A 21,066-nucleotide genomic window follows, 5' to 3' on the forward strand; every position below is an offset into this window, starting at 1 on the left:
TCAGGAAATTTGTACGAATGGCAGGGGATATGTGTCGTGCCGATGCAGTTGTCCACCTAATATATTGTAATACCTAGACAGTCCAAAACGAAGTATACTGCTGCTTTGTCTCATACAGCCGCATCATGTGTAAATGATTACGGTATAAAAGCACAGCGTGAACCGTTGTTAACTCCTGGGTACAACTCCACTGAAGGGATGTGGGCCATACGATGGGCAGAGCCAAAGTCATGCTGTTCTCCCACATTTGCGGCAGCAGCTTTATTACGGGCGCAGAGAAATATTTGTTAAGGCTGACGGGTGAGCTGAGCCGGCATTTTGATTGCATCCTTGTCGTTCCGGATGAGGGGGTGCTGCTGCAGGAAGCCAAGCAGCAAGGGATCCAGACGGTGGTTCATCCCATTCCTTTGGTGTGGAGCCTGTTCAATCCGGAAATGAGCAGCCCGCAGGAGCTCGAGGGCAAATTACGCCGCAACGAGCACGGAGCTATCCTTAATTTACTTCATATGCACCAGCCTGATCTGGTGATTGTGAACACGGTTGTCAACCCGATACCGGCTGCCGCCGCGAAGGTATTAAGTATCCCGGTGGCCTGGTGTATTACGGAAAAGATTGCGGAGCAGGCCGACCGGGCCTTCAGTGTCCGCTGGATCGATCAGCATGCCGACTGGATTATCGGGATTTCCGAATCTACCCTCCAGCCGTTCCGTAAAGTTGGACTGGAAGGCAAGCTGTATTTGCTCCCGCCAACCTGGCAAATGGAAGAGCTGCAGCCCGACATGTGGCCGTATTATCGGCTGCTTCGGCGATCGGAGCTGGGGCTGACCCCTGAGCAAAGGGTGGTCGGTTACATTTCGTCCAGCCTTCATCCGGAGAAGGGGCTCGAGCATTTCCTGCATATGGCCTTGAAGCTTTGCCCCGGCACACCGGACGTTCACTTTCTGATCGTGGGGAACACGACCCAAAAACAGTACGTAGAGCGCTGCGAGACCCGGATCAGTCAGTCCGGTTATGCAAGCCGATTCCATCGTCTGGCTTTCGAGCCGAGAATAGAGAGGCTCTATCCTGCTATGGATTATGTGGTCATTCCAAGCCTGATTGAGGAAGGCTTTGGCATGACAGCGCTGGAGGGGCTTGTGTTCGGGAAAAGCGTCATTGCTTACCGTGCAGGAGGTCTCGATGAAATATTGCGTACCACCGGTCATGCATCCGGATTAGTGGAAAAGGGCAACGCCGATGCGCTGACCTTGAAGATGCTGGAAAAGCTCGAAGCTCCGATGACGGAAACGGAGCAGGAGGCCAGTCGCCGGGAGGCGGATGCCGCCTTTGGCATAGAGGCGTACCGCAAGCGATTGCTGCGCCTCGTCAGCCTGTTCCAGACGAAAAGCTCATCGGCTGCCACGGAGCCTAACAGCAGTCCTTTGCCTCCGCTGTTGACGAATGCGCTGTACAAAAGCGAGGCGGCAGCTGCCGTCTTTTTAATCGAAAATGGAGTCAAGCGTCCCTTCGCGTCGCCGGAGGCGTTCCGTTTCTTCAAGTACCGCTGGAGTGACATTCATCCGGTAACCGACGCGGTGCTTCACCGATTTCCGACCTCTGCTGTGGTTTCGATGGAGGCACCGTTCCACCGGCATCGACCTTCCGTCATGCTGGCGAAGGGTAGAGGACCCACTGTGTATTTGCTGACAGCCGACCGGAGGTTTCCGTTCGTTTCAATGCGAAGCATTCGGCAGCGAGGCTTCCGTCCCGAATCCATAGTGACGATTCCGGACGATGAGCTGGTAAAGCTCGGGGTCGGGGAACCATTGGAGGAGCTGGCTCATGACAATAGTCCGGCAAAACGAGGCCGCAAGAGAAAGCGGCGGTTGACCGGAGGACGGGGCACCCTGCGAAAGGCAGGTAAGCCAAAGCGAGTGAGAAGGAGCAAGAGGGGAAGCCGAAAGCTGACTGGACGCTCGTCGAAGCGGCGTCCGAAGGCTGGAAAAAGGAAGCGGGCAGCCGCTTAGAAATAGAAAGAACAAGCAGCGGAGCAGGCGGAACCGTTCTATTAAATGAGGTGACATGTGTTGAAAATCGTGACAATCCTCGGGACACGTCCCGAAATTATACGGCTGAGTCTCATTATGTCGAAGCTGGATGAACTGGCGGAACGGCACGTGATCGTGCATACGGGTCAAAATTTTACGCCTGCGCTGAGCGATATTTTTTTTCATGAAATGAAATTACGGGCTCCTGACTATATGCTGCACCATACGAGCCATACGCTGGGGAATCAGCTTTCCACCATGTTCAAGGAGGTCGAAACGATTCTGCTGCGGGAGATGCCAGACAAGGTGCTGCTGCTCGGCGATACGAATAGCGCGTTGTGTGCGATACTGGCTGAACGGATGGGGATTCCCGTCATCCATATGGAGGCGGGCAACCGATGCTTCGATCTCGAGGTGCCTGAGGAGAAAAACCGGCGGGTCATCGACGCGATTTCCTCGACGAATATGCCGTATACGCCGCAGAGCAAGCAGAACCTGCTGCGTGAAGGCATCCCGAGCCATAAAATCGTGGTCTCCGGCAACCCGATCTATGAGGTGCTGGAGCATTACCGGGAAAGGATCGAAGCAAGCCGGATTATGCAAACGTTGGGCGTGGAGACGGGGCGCTACTTCCTCGTGACGACGCATCGTGCGGAAAATGTAGACAATCCGCTCCATTTGCAAGCGATTCTGCATGCGTTAAATGAGGTGGCAGCTTGGTCCGGGCTTCGGGTGCTGTGCAGTATTCATCCGCGTACGCGGTCGAGAATAACGCAAAATCCGGGAATGGGGATGCACCCTCTCGTGGAGTTTTATGAGCCTTTCGGATTTTTTGATTTTGTGCTGCTTGAGAAGCACGCTCTGTGCGTCATCACGGACAGCGGCACGGTGCAGGAGGAATGCTGCCTGTTTCATGTGCCGACGGTGACGGTCCGCAACAGCACGGAACGCCCGGAAACGGTGGACTGCGGAAGCAATGTGGTCACCGGTCTGGAATCCGACCGCATCGTGTCGGCCGTCAAGCTGATGAGCCAGCTGCCCCGGGATTGGTCGTGCCCGGAAGGGTATTTGGACCGGGACGTTTCCGGAAGGGTTCTTAAATTTGTACTGGGAGGGAAATGACATGTTTGCGAACAGCAGGATTTTGGTCACCGGGGGTACGGGTTCCTGGGGGCACGAATTGGTCAGTCAGCTTTTGACGCATAACCCGAAGGAGATTATCGTGTTCTCCCGCAACGAATCGAGTCAAGTCGCGATGAAGCGTACGTTTGAGGACCCGAGGCTCCATTTCTGCATTGGGGATGTAAGGGATAAGGAGGCGCTGGTCAAGGCGTGCCAAGGCATCGATTATTTATTCCATCTGGCTGCGCTTAAGCATGTCCCGGTGTGCGAGGATCAGCCTTATGAAGCATTAAAGACGAATGTGGTCGGCACCCAAAACGTTATCGAGGCCGCTATCGAGGCAAGGGTGAAGAAAGTGATTAATATCTCGACGGACAAAGCCGCGAATCCTTCCAATTTCTATGGAATGACGAAAGCGATCGGCGAAAAATTAATTATATATGCCAACCTGCTTCGTTCGGAAACAACCTTTGTTTGCGTTCGCGGGGGGAATGTGCTCGGGACGAACGGAAGCGTCATTCATTTGTTCCGCAAGCAGATTATGGAGAAGAATCAGATCGGGATTACGCATAAAGAGATGACGCGGTTTTTCCTGACGCTGAAGGAAGCGGTCGGCATGCTGCTGAGAGCGACGGCGGAGGGCCGGGGCGGGGAAACCTTCGTGCTTAAGATGCCAACCTGCAGAATTATGGATTTGGCCGAGGTATTGGCCGAATCGCTAGGAAGAAGGAATGTGGAATTTGTAGAGCTTGGCGTGAGGCCCGGAGAAAAAATTCATGAAATTTTATATTCAGATTACGAGGCGCAAAATACAGTGGTTTATGACGATGAGTATTTGGTCATTTTACCAACGCTCGACATCCCTGGGTTAAAAGCGTATTACAGCCGCTATCCGAGGGTAGGGCTCGACAGCTATTCTTCCGTGCATTCGCTGATGAATAAGGAAGAAATCCGGATGATGCTGCTGCAGGGCGGATTTTTGTCATGAGGGTTCTGGTGATCGGTGGGAACGGGATGGCCGGTCATCTGATGGTCCAATACATGACGCGTGAGACGTCTTTTGACCTGTTTTATACCGTCAGACAGCGGGAACAACGGCTTGCCGGTTCAAACGGGCTGTATTTGGATGCAAGAGACTCCGAGGCTGTAACACATCTGGTCAGAGCAGTAGCGCCGGACATTATCGTCAACTGCATCGGTATTTTGAACGATTTTGCACGGCTTCATGAGGTCGAGGCTTATCGCATTAACGGCCTGCTGCCGCATCTGCTTGCGGAGCTGGCGGACCGTCAAGGGGCCAGGCTCATTCATATCAGCACGGATTGCGTCTTCTCCGGCGAACGTGGGGCCTATGAGGAGCGGCACGTACCGGACGGGACCTCGGTATATGCAAAAACGAAGGCGCTTGGGGAAGTGGTTAAGCCGCCTCATGTCACGATAAGAACCTCTATCATCGGACCGGAGATCCGGGCGAACGGCATCGGTCTGCTCCATTGGTTTATGCAGCAGAGGGGGGAGATCAAGGGCTTCCTGCAGGTGCCCTGGAACGGGGTAACGACGCTGGAGCTGGCCAAATTCGTCTGTCATTTGATTGAGGGTGGGAGCGGGGTTCAGGGGCTTGTGCATCTGACGGCTGCCCGGCCGCTCAGCAAATGCCGGATGCTGGAGCAGTTCCAGTCGGTATTCGCAAAGGATGACGTCATCATCCGTCCGGATGACACGATTGTGCTCGACCGTACGCTCAAAAACACCCGCACGGATTTGGGCTATGCGCCGCAGGACTTCGCCGCGATGCTGGTGGAGCTGCGCGATTGGATGGCATTGCGATGAACCCGCGCCGGATTGTCATCACCGGCGCTGCCGGCTTTACCGGGCGGCATGCATGCGCGCATTTTGCCGCCTTGGGGTATGACGTCGTCGCTGTCGTGCGGCGACCGGGCAGCCTGCAGCCCCCTGACGGGGCTGCGGGGATCCGCGTGACCGAGGCTGTCTGCAGCCTCGATCACGCGGACGAGGTGGAGCAGCTGCTGGCGGATACCCGCCCGCAGGAGCTGCTCCACTTGGCCGGACTCGGCGCCGTCGCCGAGTCGTGGCGCGAGCCCATGACGTTCGTGGAGACGAACGTCATGGGCACCTTGCGCCTGCTCGACGCGCTGCGGCGTCTCGGGGCCGACGACTGCCGCGTCGTCGTCGCGGGCTCGATGCTCGGCGCTGCGGCGCTGTCCAGCGCGAGGCCCTCTCTGCCGCCGCACCCGTACGGGCTGAGCAAGGCGGCGCAGGTACTGCTCGCGCGCTGGTGGGGCGCGCTGTTCGGGCTGCCCGTCATGATCGGGCAGCCCTCGAACCTGATCGGCCCGGGGCACTCCGCAGGCATCTGCGGGCTGCTGGCCGATCGGATCGCGCGCGCCGAAGCCGGTCTCGGGGAGCCGGAATTCCGGCTCTCCTCGGCGACCGAGGCGCGCGATTTTGTAGACGTACGCGATGCCGTGCGCGCGTACGAGCTGATTTTACGCCGGGGGACGCCCGGCGTCGTGTACGGCATCGGCACGGGCTACAGCCGAACGCTCGGCGAGGTTGCGAGCCGGATGCTGGAGCGCACCGCCGTGCCTTTTCGGCTGACGGTCGGCGAGGCGGCGGACGCCCCCCAGACCCGCGTCGATCTGCAGGCAACGCGGGCGCTGGGCTGGCAGCCGGCGATTCCTTTTCGCAAATCGATAGACGATATTCTTGCCTATTACCGGAACGAAATCGGGAAGGGGGTCAGATGATGGTTCCATTGGTTTCCATTATTATTCCATTTTATAACGACCCGTATATTCCTCAGGCGATTACGAGTGCGCTGTCACAGACGTATCCGAATGTAGAAATTATCGTCGTGGACGACGGATCCACGCGGCATGCGGATTTGATTCAGCCCTATCGAAATCGGGTGCATTATTTGGGCAAGGCGAACGGGGGGACCGCCAGCGCTTTGAATCACGGCATCCGCATGGCCTCGGGAGAATATATTGCCTGGCTCAGCTCGGACGATTTGTTCTATCCGCACAAGCTGTCCATGCAAATTCCCTATATGCAGGCGTGCGGTGCCAATTTCTGCTTTACGGCCTTCGATCTCATCAATGAGCACAACCAAATCACGCAGCAAGGGGTGGCAGGGAGGTTTCCGAACGTCCAGTCATTTTATACGGCCATGCTCAGCGCCAACCCGATTAACGGCTGCACCGTCATAATGAAGAAAGAGCTGCTGGAGCAGGTGGGCCTGTTTAACGAGGCGCTTCCTTTTACGCATGATTACGATCTGTGGCTGCGGATTATTTTGGCAAGACAGGATCTCATATTTCTGGACCAGTCGCTGATTCAATACCGGCAGCATGCCCAGATGGGAACCGTTCGCCATCAGGCGAGGATCACACATGAAATCCAGTGGGTCCAGTCGTTGTACGGTGCTCGCTTACGGGCTTACATTCAGGAATTAAGCGGATAAAGCAAAAAAAGGCATCCCTTGCGCAGAAATCGCGCGGTTGTGGGATGTCTTTTTTCAGTAGATAAGACGAAGCCGTTTATCTCCGATGCCTTTGCCGATCAGGGGTTTAAGCCTAGTTCCCGCAGCAGGTTTATAAACCGGGTACAGTACAATTCGGGGTTGAAGTGAATGTGTATTTGGGCGGCCCCTTGATTCCGGATGTGATCACGAAGCGGCGTGTCGTACATTAATTGAAGTGCCTGGTTCACGGCTTCTTCAATATTTCCGATCGGGTAAAATTTGCCCGTAGCATTATGAGAAATAAAGCTTCGTACACCGTCGGAATCGGTGGATAGCGCGGGGCAGCGGCAGCTCATCGCTTCGGAAACGGCATAGCCGAATCCTTCGAGGATCGATGTCGAGAGAAGAAATCCGCCGGAATCGCCGATCATAGAGTACAATTCCGGCATTTTTCGGTGCGGAATGTTGGAATGCCGGATGATATGGGGCGTCAGTCCGAGCTCGACGATTTTTTGCTCAAAGGCGGCCTTCTCTTCAGGTTCATACAAATGCGCGTCTTCAAACATCCACAGCTTTAGATTGGGTACCCGTTGGCGCAGCTGAAAGCCGATCTCGACAAAGTCCCGCCAGTTTTTATTTTTCTCGATGCGCCCAACCCAGCCGATCACCGGATAAGGGAGACGTTCCAAGGGGCGGTGGTAAAACTGCCGGGTGTCCAAAAAGTTGGCAATGGAAAACTGCCTCAAATCGGGAAACATCGACTGAAACAGCTCCGACAAATGCTGGGTCTGGGGATACAGCGCCGCCGTGCAATAATGCTTCAGGTAAGGCGAAGCCGTAGTTAACGTTTGAATCGCCTGCTCCCTTTGGCCGAGGCCCTGCACCTCGTAAATTAAGGGACCGTGAAACGACCATCCCCGCATTCGTTCTATCATCATGAAGTCGGAGGAAACAAAAATGGCATCATAGCGTTCCTTATGCAGCAGCTGGTACAGCTCTTCGTCCACATTCGTAATAAAAGTCGGAATGCCCGAAATATTTTGCACTCCGGCAGCCATTCTTTGATAATGCAAATGGCATTCGATCCCATGCCTTTTCAAATTTTCCGCACGGATGCGATGCAAGGTTTCCACCCCGCCGCTTGGAAGATAATACGAGAATAAGAGCTTCATTCCTTTTTCAAACCTCCTCCGGCATGCAAGCGTGTGGGCCTGTTTCTGTCAAGCGAATTTGCACAGGCAATCCTTCTGCTAGTTTATGTCGATAGGGTGCAACGGGTGTAGTTGAATCTGAACTGGCGCCCTTGAAAGGCAGCCTATTTTACGCTGAATGCGGTCGCTCATCTTCGCAAGGCTTCGATAGAGGTTTTCTCTTCGCCGAGGCTTCGGACGGGCTTTTGCCGCCCTTTTTGCCTCTGCTACGCTCCTGCCCTCGCTCTCGTGATAGAAGTACATAAACTAAGGAGAGGGTCAGGCAAAGCGCCTGCCCAAGCCAAAACAATCTGCAGAGACGGGAGTGGATTCAACTTATGCGTATTCTGCGCAAAGGCCCTTCTGCGAGGATGTGGACGCCCCGCTCCAGGGTGTCTGTCATTATTCCTGTAATGAATGAACGCACGACACTGCCGGCTGTGCTTCGCGAGGTCAAGAAGCTGCGGGCGCAGCTGGAATTGATTATTGTTGTCAATGGATCTACCGATGGCTCGGCCGCCATTGCCTCCATGTCAGGGGCGAAGGTTATTCATTACGAGCAGCCGTTAGGGCATGATGTGGGACGCAGCATCGGCGCGAGGCACGCTACAGGGGACATTCTCCTGTTTTTGGATGGGGATATGGTGATCCCTGCTGCGAAGCTGATGCCTTATTTGCATGCTGTCGAACGCGGAGTCGATGTCGCCTTGAATCAATATAACGGCAAAGTCGCAGTGACGTCCGTCCACCCCGTCGTACTGGCTAAACACGCGTTGAACGCGGTATTGGGGCGCCCGGATTTAAAGGGAGCCTCCATGACGACCATTCCTCACGCGTTAAGCCGAAGGGCTGTTGAAACGATTGGCGTCGAGCATCTTGCGGTTCCTCCCAAAGCCCAGGCTATCGCCATTCAAAGGAAGCTGAAGGTAGCTGCCGTGCATCTGGTGCAAGTCGGAAGAATCAATCCGGTACGCCGGCGTGAAAAAGGCTCCGACCCGCTGGGGCGCTTAATTATCGGCGATCATTTGGAGGCGATCCGTTGGTATACGGAGGCGACGAATGAACGGGGCCTGCGAACGGATTTGTTTAGAAATCGCCACATGGTGAGGTGATATGTTATGCAAGGACATCGTTTTAGACGGTTGGCCGCTGGCGGGTTGAAACGGTCTGGGTCTGTTGGGTCTATCGCTGCGCCGGGTTCCCGTGTCCCTGGAGGTGCGCGTTTACGTAAGAAGACAAGCGTGACGGGGGCGAACTTAGCTGCTGCGGCCGAGGCTGGAGCAGCGGGGGGCGGATTCGCGAAGACAGGCAGGGGAAGTGCCGCCAGAGTGAGTGCAAAGACAGCCAGTGCTGCGGCTGCGGGGGTCAGTGCAGTGAGAGGCAAAGCCGTGAAGATCGGAGCCGGAAAGATGGGTGCCGTTAAAAATGCAGCCTCTCGGGTCCGGGCCGTTAGGTCGGGAGCCGGAGGCACTGCTGCTCATGCCAGAGTAAGGGCCGGTGTGATGAGGACCGGAATCGCGAAAGTTGCAGCCTCACGGACGGCTGCCTTCAGAGCTGGAGTCAGGGGAGCGAGGAGCAAGTCCGCGAAGGCCAGGAACGTGAAGGCCGGTGCTGTGAGAACCGGTGCTGCCGGGCGTGCCGGCAAGGCAGGTGGCGCTCTGCGAACGGCTGCCCGCACGCAAAAGGCGGCACGCTTGCGCCAACGTCCCGGTCCTTTGCTCCGCAGCCGTCGAGCCGTACGGGGCCGCCGGGGCGCTTTAACACCCAAAATATCCACTGCCGCCTACCAGGCCGGGTGGAGAGCGGGTCTGGAGGATGGCGCCCGCATATCTATCGAGCAGGAGCCGTACCAGAAGAAGGCGCTGAACCGCCACTGGATGCAGCATGCGCAAGCGAAGACGTTCGCGGGTGCGCCGTGGGGAAGGTTCAGTGAAGCGTCCAAAGGCTATGTGCACGGATTTTTTCGGGCAAAAAGCCAGCATGCCCATGACTGGGTGCTCCTGCCTACGGCCAAATCGGTTGCCGCTATCGTGTCGGTCCGCAATGAAGAAAGTACGATCGGCCCGATCATGCATCAGCTCAACCGGCTGCCGTTCGATGAGGTCTATGTTATTGTAAACGGGTCGGTTGACCACAGCTTCCAGCGGGTGCGGGAGCGGTCTCATGCCGTGGTACTGTCGTTTCCCGAACCGCTCGGCCATGATGTAGGCCGTGCGTTGGGAGCAAAGCTTGCGAGCGCGGATATTTTGCTGTTTCTGGATGGGGATATTATGGTTACCGCAGAAGAGCTGCTTCCTTTTATCGGAATGATTGATCAAGGGCTGGATGTAGCGTTGAACGACATTACCCCGTATATGCATTCATTTGCCAAGCAGGATCAGGTGACGCATATGAAGCAGTTTCTTAACGCTTCTCTCGGCCGGAGCGATCTGGGGGCGAATTCATTGACCGCCGTGCCTCATGCGCTGTCGCGCAAGGCTTTGGATGTTTTGGGCATCCCTGCCCTTATGGTGCCGCCTAAGGCACAAGCTTTGGCCGTTCATCATCATTTGAACATCAAGGCCTCCGGCAGCATCAATGTCATTCGCAGCAATAAGCGCCGTACGGAAAATACGGGCCGAACCAATCAAGTAGCGGATCTCATCATTGGAGATCATGTCGAGGCTTTGAAGCTCGCCGGAGACTTGTCGGGCGAACGGCTATCTTTTAGAGACGAGATGCGCAAGCGCACTCTTGCGGGAGGTGCGGGCTGATGCAAATGGTGAGCATTATTATTCCGAACTACAACGGTCTTCATTGGCTGAAGCCTTGTGTTCAATCGATCCGCCAGCATACGCACACGCCTTATGAGGTCATTGTCGTGGACAACGGATCCAAAGACGGCTCTGTCGAGTACTGCCTGGATCACAAATTAAAGCTGGTCTCCGTACCTTTTAACCGGGGATTTCCCATGGCTTGTAACCTGGGGCTGCGTGTGGCCGGGGGGGATGCGCTGCTGCTGCTCAATAACGATACGCTGATGACCCCCCGCGGTCTCGAGAATATGCTGCGCTGTTTGTACAGCAGCGAGGACATCGGTATCGTGGGTCCCATGACCAATTATGCGAGCGGCAAACAGCAGCTTGAGGAGCCTTTTACCTCAGTGGAGGACATGGCGGCACGGATCAACCAGCCGAACAGCGCCAAATGGCGGCAGGTCGAACGTATTGTAGGTCTGTGTTTTTTATTCCGCAGGGAGCTGCTGGACCGGATCGGGCTGCTGGATGAACGATTTTCCCCAGGGCATTTTGAGGATGACGATTACTGCTATCGCGCCCGTCAGGCAGGCTACCGGCTCATGATTGCCGGCGATTCGTTCATTTATCATCACGGCAGCGCGAGCTTCCAGAAGGAGAATGAACAGGCGGTGAAGCAGCTAATCGAGCAAAATTACCGCAAATTTATGGAGAAATGGGCGGTGGATCCCCACCAGTTCATTTGAGCGGCCGTCAAGGTTTTCACTCCGAGTCTGGGCGGATGCCGTGGTCGCTTCAGCTTCTGCCCGCATATGTTATGGGAGTATAAGTAGAGGCTAGGCAAGTTTCGAGCTTAGGAGGGGATTTTACGTGCACAGGCAAGTTACCAAAATCATAGAGCACATGGCGGCCTCCCAACAAGAGATGGCCAAAATTTTGGAAGCCAAGCGACACATCGCCGTCCGCATGTCGCAGCTGTTTCAAGCTATCCCCGAACGCAACCCGTCCTTTGGCGATATCGATGAGCTGACTGAAAGCTCTATGGCCGTCACCAAAAATGTTGCTGCGTATTTAAGCAGCTTGGCTGATTTGGAAGATGCGTTGGCTGATAATTTGACCATCGTCATGAAGGAAGTGGAAATCCCCGAAGGGGAGGAATAAGCGGCCGGGGAACGCCGGCAGGCTTCTCCCATTTTAAATATGATTCATGGAAAAGAGGGTAAGCCTTGAACAGAGAAGACTCCTATCACAAAATGCTGCAGGCCGCAGCTCAATTGCAGTGGAACATTTCTTTAATTCTTGAGGCCAAAGCGGTGGAGGCCGCCCGCTCTTGCCAATGGATCTGCCAGCATATGAAATCCTCGCATTTTGAAGATCACAGTGTTCAGGTCAAAAAGACCGTCGAGATGCACGAGCAGCTGATCGAGGTGATCGAGGGGATCACCAAGATGGAGCAGGCTCTGGCCAAAAACATGCATGTGCTGCTCGGGCAAAGCGAAGAGAATGAACAAGGCGGAGGCGATTACGGCGATATGTTTCCGTTCGGAGGCAATGCCAAATGAATTGGCATGAGGCGGAAAATAAAGTGAAGCTCCATATCCTCCATTCCCTGGCGAGGAGTCAGCGGGCTTTGGCCCGGATTATCGAAAGCATGGCCGATGCAGCGCAGGAGAGCTCTAGGCCTGAGCACAACCGCCTCCGTTCGGGGGCGGAGCGGGGCTCCTGCGAGGAGGCGAGTCAGCAGCTCCTGACTCAGCTTACAGTGATCAGCAGCTATCAGAAGCAGCTGACCGGGAAGCTGACCGGTATCCGCATCCGTAAATTTCGCCGGGGGGAGCCGGGCAAGGTATGGTTGCATGAGAAGCTGCGGCGTCAATGAGGCGGCCCGGCCCGGGGACATATCACAGGGGCAGTTCGGTTCTGGTGCTGGAACGAGCGCGGTTTGCTTTTAGGGCAGCCAGTATGCGTAGTTCTATGCGGTGGAACGGGCTGTGCCATCTTTTCTGTGACAAGGGCAAGCTGTCGTGAATACGCTATATTATAGTCATTCACCCATCCTTGCAGTACAGGAAATGGAGGTTGCAGCATGCATACAAAAGCCCTTTCCCCGCACGAAACGGCCTACTTGTCCGACAAGCTTCCGTACCGGGATTTTCGCCGGTTGATGGCCCAGCTTCAATGGAGTGTCAACCATACGGCAACACGCATTCGCGCCTACGCGGCATTGGTTAAGCTGGCTCCGACGGCAGAGCAAGCTGATGAATTCGAGCGCATGATGCAGGAGGAAAAAGCTTATTTTGCCCTGCTCGAGCAATTTTTCGTGGAGCTGCAGGGCGTACCGCCTAAGGCTGAGCCTGCTGCGCTTACTTTTAGCACATACGAGGGCGGCCTGCGCCAGGCTATTCTTTGGGAACGGGAAGCGATTCGACAATATCGCGATACTTACTTACTCACGCCGAGCCGAAGGGTGAGGGATTTATTTTGGTATGGGATGAGTGACGGCGCCGATCATTTGGCGGGGTTAATGCTGCTGTTGCTCCCAAGCCCCACGGATGCCTCATACATTTAATTATTGCAAAAATGGACACGATTCGAGTATAATCGATCTGCATAGGAAAGTTTTGGAATTTATGACAATCATATAAGACACGTGGACGGAAGCACCGCCAATCAGAGGGATTTTGCCTATGTTTGGGGTGCTTTTTTTGTTTCATGCTGCAGTCGAAAAGGAGAATGAACAGATGAGTAAACGTATAATCATGCCAGCCCTTGTTGCGCTGAGTCTTGTCACTGGGGAGAGTGCTGCCGCCCCGAAGCTTCCGGACAGCCAGGCGGCCGTTGCCGTGCAGCAGCTCACCTTGTCCGATATTCAAGGCCATTGGGCGAATGACGCCATCCAAGCCGCCATCTCCAAAGGGATCGTCGACGGTTATCCCGACGGTACCTTCAAGCCGGATCAGGGCATCAGCCGGGCTGAGTTTATTACCTTGCTTTCCAAGGCGTTGAATAAAAAAACAGACGCCAGCGGCGATTGGTTTGCCCCTTACGTCGCAGGCCTGCAAAAAGACAATATTGTCTACGCCGGACAGTTCGACGATTATAATGCTCCGATGACGCGCCTGGAACTCGCAACCGTCGCACTGCGTGCGGTCAAGGAAGAATTCCGCGTTCCGGAAGGGGCGGAGAATGCCGACAGCTCCAAAATCATGTACAACGCCGTAGGCTTGGGGTTGATCCAAGGCATGTCCGGTGGTGCGCTGGAGCCCGGTGGCCAGACGACAAGAGCCCAGTCGACGACAATTATTGAGCGCGTGCTGAAGCTGCAGCAAGGCGAGGTGCTGCCGACGGATGCGGCGGCGAAGGAGCTGTCGGAGCTGGCTGCGACGGGGACGAATTTGCGGAGCACGAAGAATGTGACTCCGGCAAGGCGGATGCCGATAACGTATGATATTCCATACGGTACGATGACGATTAAGGAAATTATTTTTATCGATACGGATAAGGACTCGCCGTTTAAGTGGATGTTGGATGGGGCGAAGCGCAGTGGTTATTATGGGTTGAGTGATAATTTCGAGCATAGTTATGTATTTGCTTATAAGTTGAAGTTTGATATTACTTCGCCTGCACAGGTGGCAATTAGAATCCTAGATATTTTTGACATGCTAGGATGGGATAGTGTGGCTAGAAGTGGCATAGTCGGGGCTGTTGATAATGGTAAAGTTTACACATTTGAAACATACCGGATATTTGTGATAGATAAGGCCAAGGCTGATAAAGCAAGCGCATTTATACCGTATTATCAAGTTGGTAATGAAAGTTATCCGACTGTAGCGGAGTCATACGACAAGTAATAATAATATATGTTTTTGTTTTGCTATAGGTAGTTTGGAGGGATTGGTTTTGTCGAAGAAATATCGGAGGTTTTTGATATCTTATGTTATGTCTATGGTGATGTTTTTTGAAATTATTCTTCCACTGCTTCCCGAAAACCTTCAGGATAAAGTCGAAGCTGCAACGACCAAAACATTTTTTATTGATTTTAAAAATAACACCGTAACAACATCACCTCCAACATCAGCTCCATCAGAGTATTATGATTCAGTTCAAACAAAGACTTTGGATTTCAATTTAGCAAGTTATCTAAGCGGTAGCATTACTAGTTGTAATATATCCGTCAATGGTAAGACTAGTCCCTGTTTGCTTTCGGGGACTAAGGTTCAAAATACTATCTCAGGTGAAACAAAAACTTTGTATGGCAGATCAAAAACTAATCCTGGGCATCATGTTTATAGATTACCTAATGGGGCTCGTTGGGAGCACAAAGGTGAAAGGAGTGCGATATATCAGTTTGTAGATAGTAGTACTTTATCAAATGGGGAGACGAATAAACCTGGTTATGTTCCTCAAGAAGGATGGATAAGACCCACTGGCAGTGATAAAGCAAACAGTACTCTGACATCATATAACTCAGGCCCAGAATCTTACAATGGTAGGGATTTGAGATATGATCCTCAATATGATTACTCTGGTAGTGGTATATCAGATAAGTCACCTAACTGGAACATGATAGGTGCAGTGGTAACACGATCTTATTCCCCTGACCCGCCTACAAAGTTCTTCGCAGATCCAAATGACATTGAATCAGGTTCTGGTATTGAAATTCAAAATTATGATAAAAGCAGTGTAATTATGGTTGATGCCAATAAAATGCGAGATGGTACTGAACCTTTTTTTTGGGGAAAAGCGAGCGACCAAACTAATCAAGTTGCTGTTAGAAGGGTTTTAAATTCGTGGTGTGTTGGTATTCAAGTAGATGATCAAGATTGCCTTTTCGATAATACCAATATAGACCCTTCAACTGGAATAGATTCTGACGGTGGATATCCTTTTAACTACGTTATGGCAGTATATACGAATTGGCTAGCCACAACGTATCTCTACAAAGACGCAACGATCACTATTAACTACGATGAACCAACCAAACCCGACCTGGGCTACATCTCAGCCACCGGCCCATCCGGCTGCATCAAAGCCGGCACTTCAGCCGAGATCACCTTTAACTACAAAAACTTTGGTCCGAGCACCTCAGCCACGTTTAAAGTCGAGTATAAAGTCAATGGAGTCGTCAACCCATCCTACACGGAAACGATCAGCGGGGCATCAAGCGGCCAGACGTTTACAAAAAAAATCACCTATTCTTTTAGTACTACAGCACCGCAGGATTTTACCATTGTGATTGATGCAGGCAATGCCGTTGGAGAAGCGACGAATACATTAGCCAATAACAGTACGACTGTTTCGGTCACCGCTCAATCGGATTGCAACGGTGGAGGGAATGGCGGTTGTTATGCACCTGATTTGATTGGTACCGTGAAAGTTGATAAAAGCTTTATTAGCTGGGGGCAAGCCAACTATGTTACCGGAACTCTCCAGGACACCAGCGTAAATTACAAGTTCAAGTTTAGATTTTGGCAAAATGGGGTATCCACTGATTTACCTGACGGCACTTGGTCAAACAAAGGCACCGCAGGTTTTGAAGCAAACTATTACAAGCAAACAAATGGAGCTTATCCCGGCGGATTTGCGGACGGAGATGTCACCGTGGAATTTGTGGTCTGGGATCAGGGGACCAACTGTATTACCAGCATCGGCGGAGCCCATTTCGAGGTCGGCCCCAAGCCAGCCAACCGGCCGCCCAATTTTCAAATTGGCTGGTTTAAAGCAAGTAATACGACGGGAACACAGCCCGATGCGAATAACGACCCTTCCGTTGTGGTTGGAGATAAGGTCAATCTGAGGGCATTTAATATTAGTGACCCGGACGGTGATGCGGTAACCATGACTTGGCAGTTTTCCAGCAGCACGAGTACCTGGGTTCAAGGACTGAAGAGTACATACGGTCTAAACGTAAACGATCTAAAGTTCACAAATCTTCTTACGACAACCAAGGGAGCCCATCTCATCACGGCCAGGGCTTGCGATCCTTCCGGATTATGCAGTACACAGTCGGATACGTTGAATGTCGTTTCGCCTTACCCGATTCCTTGTATTAACGTGCCGTCCAGAGTCGTAGCGGGTCGTACACTCGCTGCAAATGCGATTAATGGAGATTGCAGTACAGCCGCTCCCGGAAGAACGATTGATCACACCAAAGACGAATGGACGAACAAACGGGATGTGTATCCGGCACCCGGACCCGAAACAGTCACCTTGGAGGTGACGGACAATAAAGGGGTTCACTCTTTACCGGAGGATAAGGCAGTCAAGGTCATCAACGTGGTTGAAGACAAGCCGCCGATTGCAGAGCTGATATATCCATCTGTCATGACACGAGGAACGTTCTCTGTAACGAACAATACCAGATCGATTGATGGAGACACCATTGTGGATGGTCAGCTGAAATATTGGTTCGACAGTAATAATGATGGAAATTTTAACGATGAAACGGGGTATGTAGTGGATCATTTTATGCCGGGTCAATCGTATTCGATCCAGGCGGCAAGCGTGGGCAAGATCAAGTTTTACATTTGGGGGGTCGAAGACTATGGTCTAAGCGACTCTAAAACATACACAGCAGACGTCATTAACCAATCCGGTGAAACGGATGTAAGTATCATGGGTTCCAACCCGGAGCCGCCTGAACTGGATATCATCCGTTATAAGACACAGGACTTGCTGCTCAAAGATAGCTGGAAAGGATCCATCATCGGTATAGGTGATACGGACAAGGTTAGACAAAATGGTTTGCAGCTTAACCTGTCCACCGACTCTTTAGGCGTCATTAATTCTTCCAATCCGTATTCGATGGGCGTGCTGCCCGGGAGTATGGCGACGTCCCATTACCGTTATGAGGGGCTTGCGAACGATTATGTCGATGTAGCCCTGCCTGAAGCCTTACCAAAGGGATTTACCTATGGAGGATCAGACTTAAGGTTTCCTGTAGCTGGGACGATGGCCAATGCATCGAATCCGGACAATAAAGCGGACCTGCAAATATTGAGCGGTAATTTAGGCTCCAACGTTGCTATGAGTGGGGGGAGGGACAATGCCGGCAATACATTTTCCTTTGAGTGTTTATACAGCGGCAGTGGACCTTACCAGTACACTTGCTCCATTGTGGTCCAGTTAGCAGGCGGGGGAGGCTATACGGTTCCATATCATAACGGGCAATCGATTACAACGACGGATTTGACAAAAATCACCGGTTTATTCGGCGGTATCCGGCATTTGAGTGACTCTTCTTACTGGGGATTCATCTACGATGTTTGCCAATATTGGGATGATGAATATAATTCATGTGGCTACAGCGTAACAAAAACTGATTTCTACAAGACATCGGATGGCTCGTATACATCCACTATCCCTTATAGCGCAGGAGTCACTTTGGAACCTGTTCCATTGGTTTGGGAGAGCCCGACGTATATGCTGAACGGGAAGAGAGTCACGGCCAAAACGACCGTTCAGCCGGTCTCATCATCTAGCAACGACGACTATTACACCTTTTCACTCGAATATTACGATGCCAATACGAAAACGAGTAAAACGGTCAAAGTAAGGGACAAGGTAAAGTATAACCAAGGGTACACATCAGTTGGAAAGGATAGCGCTACGATCTCCTATAAAAACTTATCGTTCCAAATCCGGGTCTCTTCTGACGGATATGTATTTGCCTTGGTCAATGCAGATTCCGTGGAAGTATACGATATGAATGGAGCGTTCGTTAAATCGTTTTATATCGGTAAATCGTTTTTTTCGAGTTATCTCCATTACGACAATAGTGACAGTAGTGAGGAATCGAAGCAGTTTTATCTCCATTATTTTGATTTTGAACAGGACGGCACCTTAACGGTAGCTTTAACTCAAAGAGACCATGCGAAGTATCGTGATGGAACCCGCGGGATTGTATATAAGCCGACAAACGAAAATTTCAGAGAGTACTGGGTATACCGGATTCAAGCAACCGGGGCAGCAAGTATCCCATATGAAACGATCGCTGGAGGCCAGCTGCGAAACGAGGATCATGTGGTTGCCGAAGGGGACTACGCCTTTTACATGAATTTGGGTCAACGGGTGACAACGAATAATTCGACGTCGGGATTTTCCTTCCGAATGCAGGATTACAAGAACATGTATCGTTTTGAAGCGACGAGCACAACCCTTTTTCTAAGTAAGATCGTGGATGGAAACCGGATCATTCTTGGGCAGGCGGCTTACAATTTTGCGGAAAATACATGGTACGGCATTTCAATTGTTACAAAAGGCAGCAAAATGAAAGTGGCCGTAAACGGCTCACCGGTATTTGACGTTTCCGATGGAACCTTCGGTGAAGGGAAGTACGGACCTTTTCTAAATCTGTATGGAGTCAAATTCAAGGGTTTAACCGTGACGACACCGAGGCCCAAAGAAACAAAAATCGACGGAATTGCCGTTGTCAACATGCCGATTGTGACGACACCGAGCTATACGGATCCCGAAGGAGACCCGAATTTTCCGAATCAAGACAGGTTTTATTACTCTCAAGTGGACGGGGGAGGATTTCTGGATGCCGGTGATGGAGCCAGCGGAACGTTCAGCAGAAACGGGCAGCCTCAAAACCCGGCACTAGCCTCTTTGGATAAAGTCGGCAACTACAAGGTGCAATATGTTACCCAGGATGATCCGGCACCGGCACCGTGGTTAAGCAGCGCCTATGCTGCCTACAGGCAGGATACGACGGGCAATATCCGGAATTTGCTTGTTCACCGGAAGCCGATTGCGGATTTCTCGGTCAGCCAGGGATCGGATTACACCATTTCATGGACAGACAAGGATAGCCATGACCCGGACCGTTGGTTGGCGTCGTGGAATTATATTGCCGGTTATGGAGCCAATAAGGGAATTTATGATGAAAGATACAATTACACCGACACAGCTGGAGTTACACATGACGGTAAGATCACAAGACCGGATCAACCGGGGATGTATATTTTGCGCAAGGCTGTCAAGGACGAGTATGGGGCTTGGTCCGATTGGGCTGTCGCTTCGGTATACTTTGATGCTGCGCCGCCGAACAATCCTCCTAGTGCCGTAATAACGTTCCCGGATGGAACAGAAAGCGATCCAACGCCTGTTTCATTACATCCTACAATTCTATGGAATCAAAGTGATCCGGACCCCGGAACGACGTTCACTGCATTTAATCTGCAAGTAAAGGATGAATGGGGGAATGACATAGATACGATCCAGAATCAATCTATGAATACAACCGATACGAGCTGGTCCTGGACATTGGATCATTCGCTCGAGATGGGCAAGAAGTACCAAACAGTTGTCCAAGTCAGTGACGGGTTTGCTTGGTCAGCGTGGAGCAATGTTGGTTGGATGATTACGAATAGCCCGCCTGCGGCATATATGAGCTTTCCTTATGGAACGCAGGCTGAACCGACGATTGTAACTACATTGCGGCCTACGCTGCAGTGGGTACAAAGCGATCCGGATGCCGGAACCCTGTTTCAACACTTTCAGCTTCAAATTACGAACGAGGACAACAATGTCATGATGCTGGACAGCGGTAAATTGGCTCAGAACACTTCAGCCGGGAGCAATCAATGGGTGGTTCCGAATGATTTGCCGTCCGGGCAAAAGCTGCGCGTACGGGTTAAAGTATGGGATCAATATGGCGCGGAGTCGATATGGTCGCCACAGGTATGGATGTACATTAACCGGCCTCCGACTGCGAATTTCGATTGGACGCCGAAGCCGGCCTTTGAGGGAGATGAGGTCACCCTGTGGAATCAGTCGACTGACCCGGATGGCGATACGTTAAGCTACAGCTGGCAGGTGACAGGTCCAGGCTATAACACGGCAGCACTACACACTTCTATCCATGCGGTCATTCCCGCTGCGGTTACAGACGGGTATCCGGGGGACTACATCGTGACTCTAACCGTTAACGATAGCCATGGCGCTTCCGATACCATCACCAAAGCTGTACCTGTAGGAGATTTAAGTCTGGACGGTTATGTGAAGCATACGCCCGGGTGGGAGGAGAACCGTAAAGCATATAATTTCATGAAATCCAGGAATACGGAGCAGCCCAGATCTTCGGATACGTTTTGGTCCGGGGAGGCCTTTGTTGTCGAGGCGGAGACCAATCAGCCTGCCGATCAGGTGACTGTACGTATGAGTTATACGAATATGCAGGCTAACTTGACAGCAGCTGCCGGCCGTATGACATGGAAAGGACAGCTGGAGAGGGGGGATTTCGAAACGCTGCCAGATGGGGACTACTCTTTTCATTTTACAGCTGTATGGCCGAATGGACATAGGGAAACGGCTGTTCGCGTTATTAAGATAAAGGACCCGTGGACCGCATACTCTAGCAGTGTTCGTAAAGAATAGCGTAACATGGGTCATTGGGAGCATCTGCAGACTGGACTTAACCATCATTAAAGCCGAGGGCACATAAGGAGCCTTCGGTTTTTCTCAGTAGATAGGAAAGTATAAGCTTCACAACTTTCGTCTTTGAC

The 21,066-nt window shown here is 52.3% G+C and carries 16 protein-coding genes; 15 read left to right on the forward strand and 1 reads right to left on the reverse strand.

Annotated features, from left to right (window positions below; translation table 11 throughout):
• Nucleotides 1-212 precede the first annotated feature (212 nt).
• The 6 genes from CF651_RS25510 to CF651_RS25535 are packed head-to-tail and all read left to right on the forward strand — an operon-like array spanning nt 213 to nt 6,633.
• Nucleotides 213-2,006, forward strand: coding sequence for a glycosyltransferase (locus CF651_RS25510; RefSeq protein WP_094017698.1), 1,794 nt, complete (start codon nt 213-215; stop codon nt 2,004-2,006).
• Between the two features lie 60 nt (nt 2,007-2,066).
• Entirely contained in the window at nt 2,067-3,149 is a 1,083-nt protein-coding gene (gene wecB / locus CF651_RS25515; RefSeq protein ID WP_094017699.1) for a non-hydrolyzing UDP-N-acetylglucosamine 2-epimerase, read from the forward strand.
• Between the two features lies 1 nt (nt 3,150).
• Complete coding sequence (locus CF651_RS25520; protein ID WP_094017700.1) at nt 3,151-4,137, forward strand: SDR family NAD(P)-dependent oxidoreductase; 987 nt, start codon at nt 3,151-3,153, stop codon at nt 4,135-4,137.
• Nucleotides 4,134-4,979, forward strand: a complete 846-nt coding sequence (locus tag CF651_RS25525; protein WP_094017701.1) for an SDR family oxidoreductase — start codon at nt 4,134-4,136, stop codon at nt 4,977-4,979. Before CF651_RS25520 ends, CF651_RS25525 begins: the two co-directional genes overlap by 4 nt.
• Complete coding sequence (locus CF651_RS25530) at nt 4,961-5,917, forward strand: NAD-dependent epimerase/dehydratase family protein (RefSeq protein WP_245856153.1); 957 nt, start codon at nt 4,961-4,963, stop codon at nt 5,915-5,917. The genes CF651_RS25525 and CF651_RS25530 overlap by 19 nt, the downstream gene beginning before the upstream one ends.
• Nucleotides 5,914-6,633: a glycosyltransferase gene (locus CF651_RS25535; RefSeq protein ID WP_342746616.1), complete on the forward strand. Its 720-nt coding sequence runs from the start codon at nt 5,914-5,916 to the stop codon at nt 6,631-6,633. The genes CF651_RS25530 and CF651_RS25535 overlap by 4 nt, the downstream gene beginning before the upstream one ends.
• A gap of 98 nt (nt 6,634-6,731) precedes the next feature.
• On the opposite strand, the gene CF651_RS25540 is transcribed toward CF651_RS25535, so the two are convergent.
• Nucleotides 6,732-7,805 (reverse strand): glycosyltransferase family 4 protein, encoded by a 1,074-nt coding sequence (locus tag CF651_RS25540; RefSeq protein ID WP_094017703.1) that lies wholly within the window; start codon nt 7,803-7,805, stop codon nt 6,732-6,734.
• A gap of 356 nt (nt 7,806-8,161) precedes the next feature.
• Here CF651_RS25540 and CF651_RS25545 point away from each other — a divergent pair, with 356 nt between their 5' ends.
• The 9 genes from CF651_RS25545 to CF651_RS25585 all read left to right on the forward strand — a co-directional run bounded on the left by CF651_RS25545 (nt 8,162) and on the right by CF651_RS25585 (nt 20,938).
• Complete coding sequence (locus CF651_RS25545; RefSeq protein WP_094017704.1) at nt 8,162-8,935, forward strand: glycosyltransferase family 2 protein; 774 nt, start codon at nt 8,162-8,164, stop codon at nt 8,933-8,935.
• 6 nt (nt 8,936-8,941) lie between these two features.
• Nucleotides 8,942-10,576 (forward strand): glycosyltransferase family A protein, encoded by a 1,635-nt coding sequence (locus CF651_RS32965; RefSeq protein WP_245856154.1) that lies wholly within the window; start codon nt 8,942-8,944, stop codon nt 10,574-10,576.
• Nucleotides 10,576-11,304 (forward strand): glycosyltransferase family 2 protein, encoded by a 729-nt coding sequence (locus CF651_RS25555; RefSeq protein WP_094017705.1) that lies wholly within the window; start codon nt 10,576-10,578, stop codon nt 11,302-11,304. The genes CF651_RS32965 and CF651_RS25555 overlap by 1 nt, the downstream gene beginning before the upstream one ends.
• Before the next feature lie 124 nt (nt 11,305-11,428).
• On the forward strand, nt 11,429-11,719 hold the full coding sequence (locus CF651_RS25560; protein WP_094017706.1) for a nucleoside-diphosphate sugar epimerase: 291 nt from the start codon (nt 11,429-11,431) through the stop codon (nt 11,717-11,719).
• Between the two features lie 65 nt (nt 11,720-11,784).
• Nucleotides 11,785-12,120: an alpha-helical endospore appendage domain-containing protein gene (locus tag CF651_RS25565; protein ID WP_094017707.1), complete on the forward strand. Its 336-nt coding sequence runs from the start codon at nt 11,785-11,787 to the stop codon at nt 12,118-12,120.
• Nucleotides 12,117-12,437 carry a hypothetical protein gene (locus tag CF651_RS25570; RefSeq protein ID WP_094017708.1) on the forward strand — a complete coding sequence of 107 codons (321 nt, stop codon included), beginning with the start codon at nt 12,117-12,119 and terminating at the stop codon, nt 12,435-12,437. Before CF651_RS25565 ends, CF651_RS25570 begins: the two co-directional genes overlap by 4 nt.
• A 207-nt stretch (nt 12,438-12,644) precedes the next feature.
• The gene (locus tag CF651_RS25575) at nt 12,645-13,127 is read left to right on the forward strand and encodes a ferritin-like domain-containing protein (protein WP_094017709.1); all 483 of its coding nucleotides are present in this window, start codon (nt 12,645-12,647) and stop codon (nt 13,125-13,127) included.
• 172 nt (nt 13,128-13,299) lie between these two features.
• The gene (locus tag CF651_RS25580; protein WP_179232994.1) at nt 13,300-14,409 is read left to right on the forward strand and encodes an S-layer homology domain-containing protein; all 1,110 of its coding nucleotides are present in this window, start codon (nt 13,300-13,302) and stop codon (nt 14,407-14,409) included.
• 1,048 nt (nt 14,410-15,457) lie between these two features.
• Nucleotides 15,458-20,938, forward strand: coding sequence for a glycoside hydrolase family 78 protein (locus tag CF651_RS25585; RefSeq protein ID WP_179232995.1), 5,481 nt, complete (start codon nt 15,458-15,460; stop codon nt 20,936-20,938).
• The last annotated feature ends 128 nt before the right edge of the window (nt 20,939-21,066 follow it).

The organism is Paenibacillus rigui (genome assembly GCF_002234615.1).
Taxonomy (GTDB): Bacteria; Bacillota; Bacilli; order Paenibacillales; family NBRC-103111; genus Paenibacillus_S; species Paenibacillus_S rigui.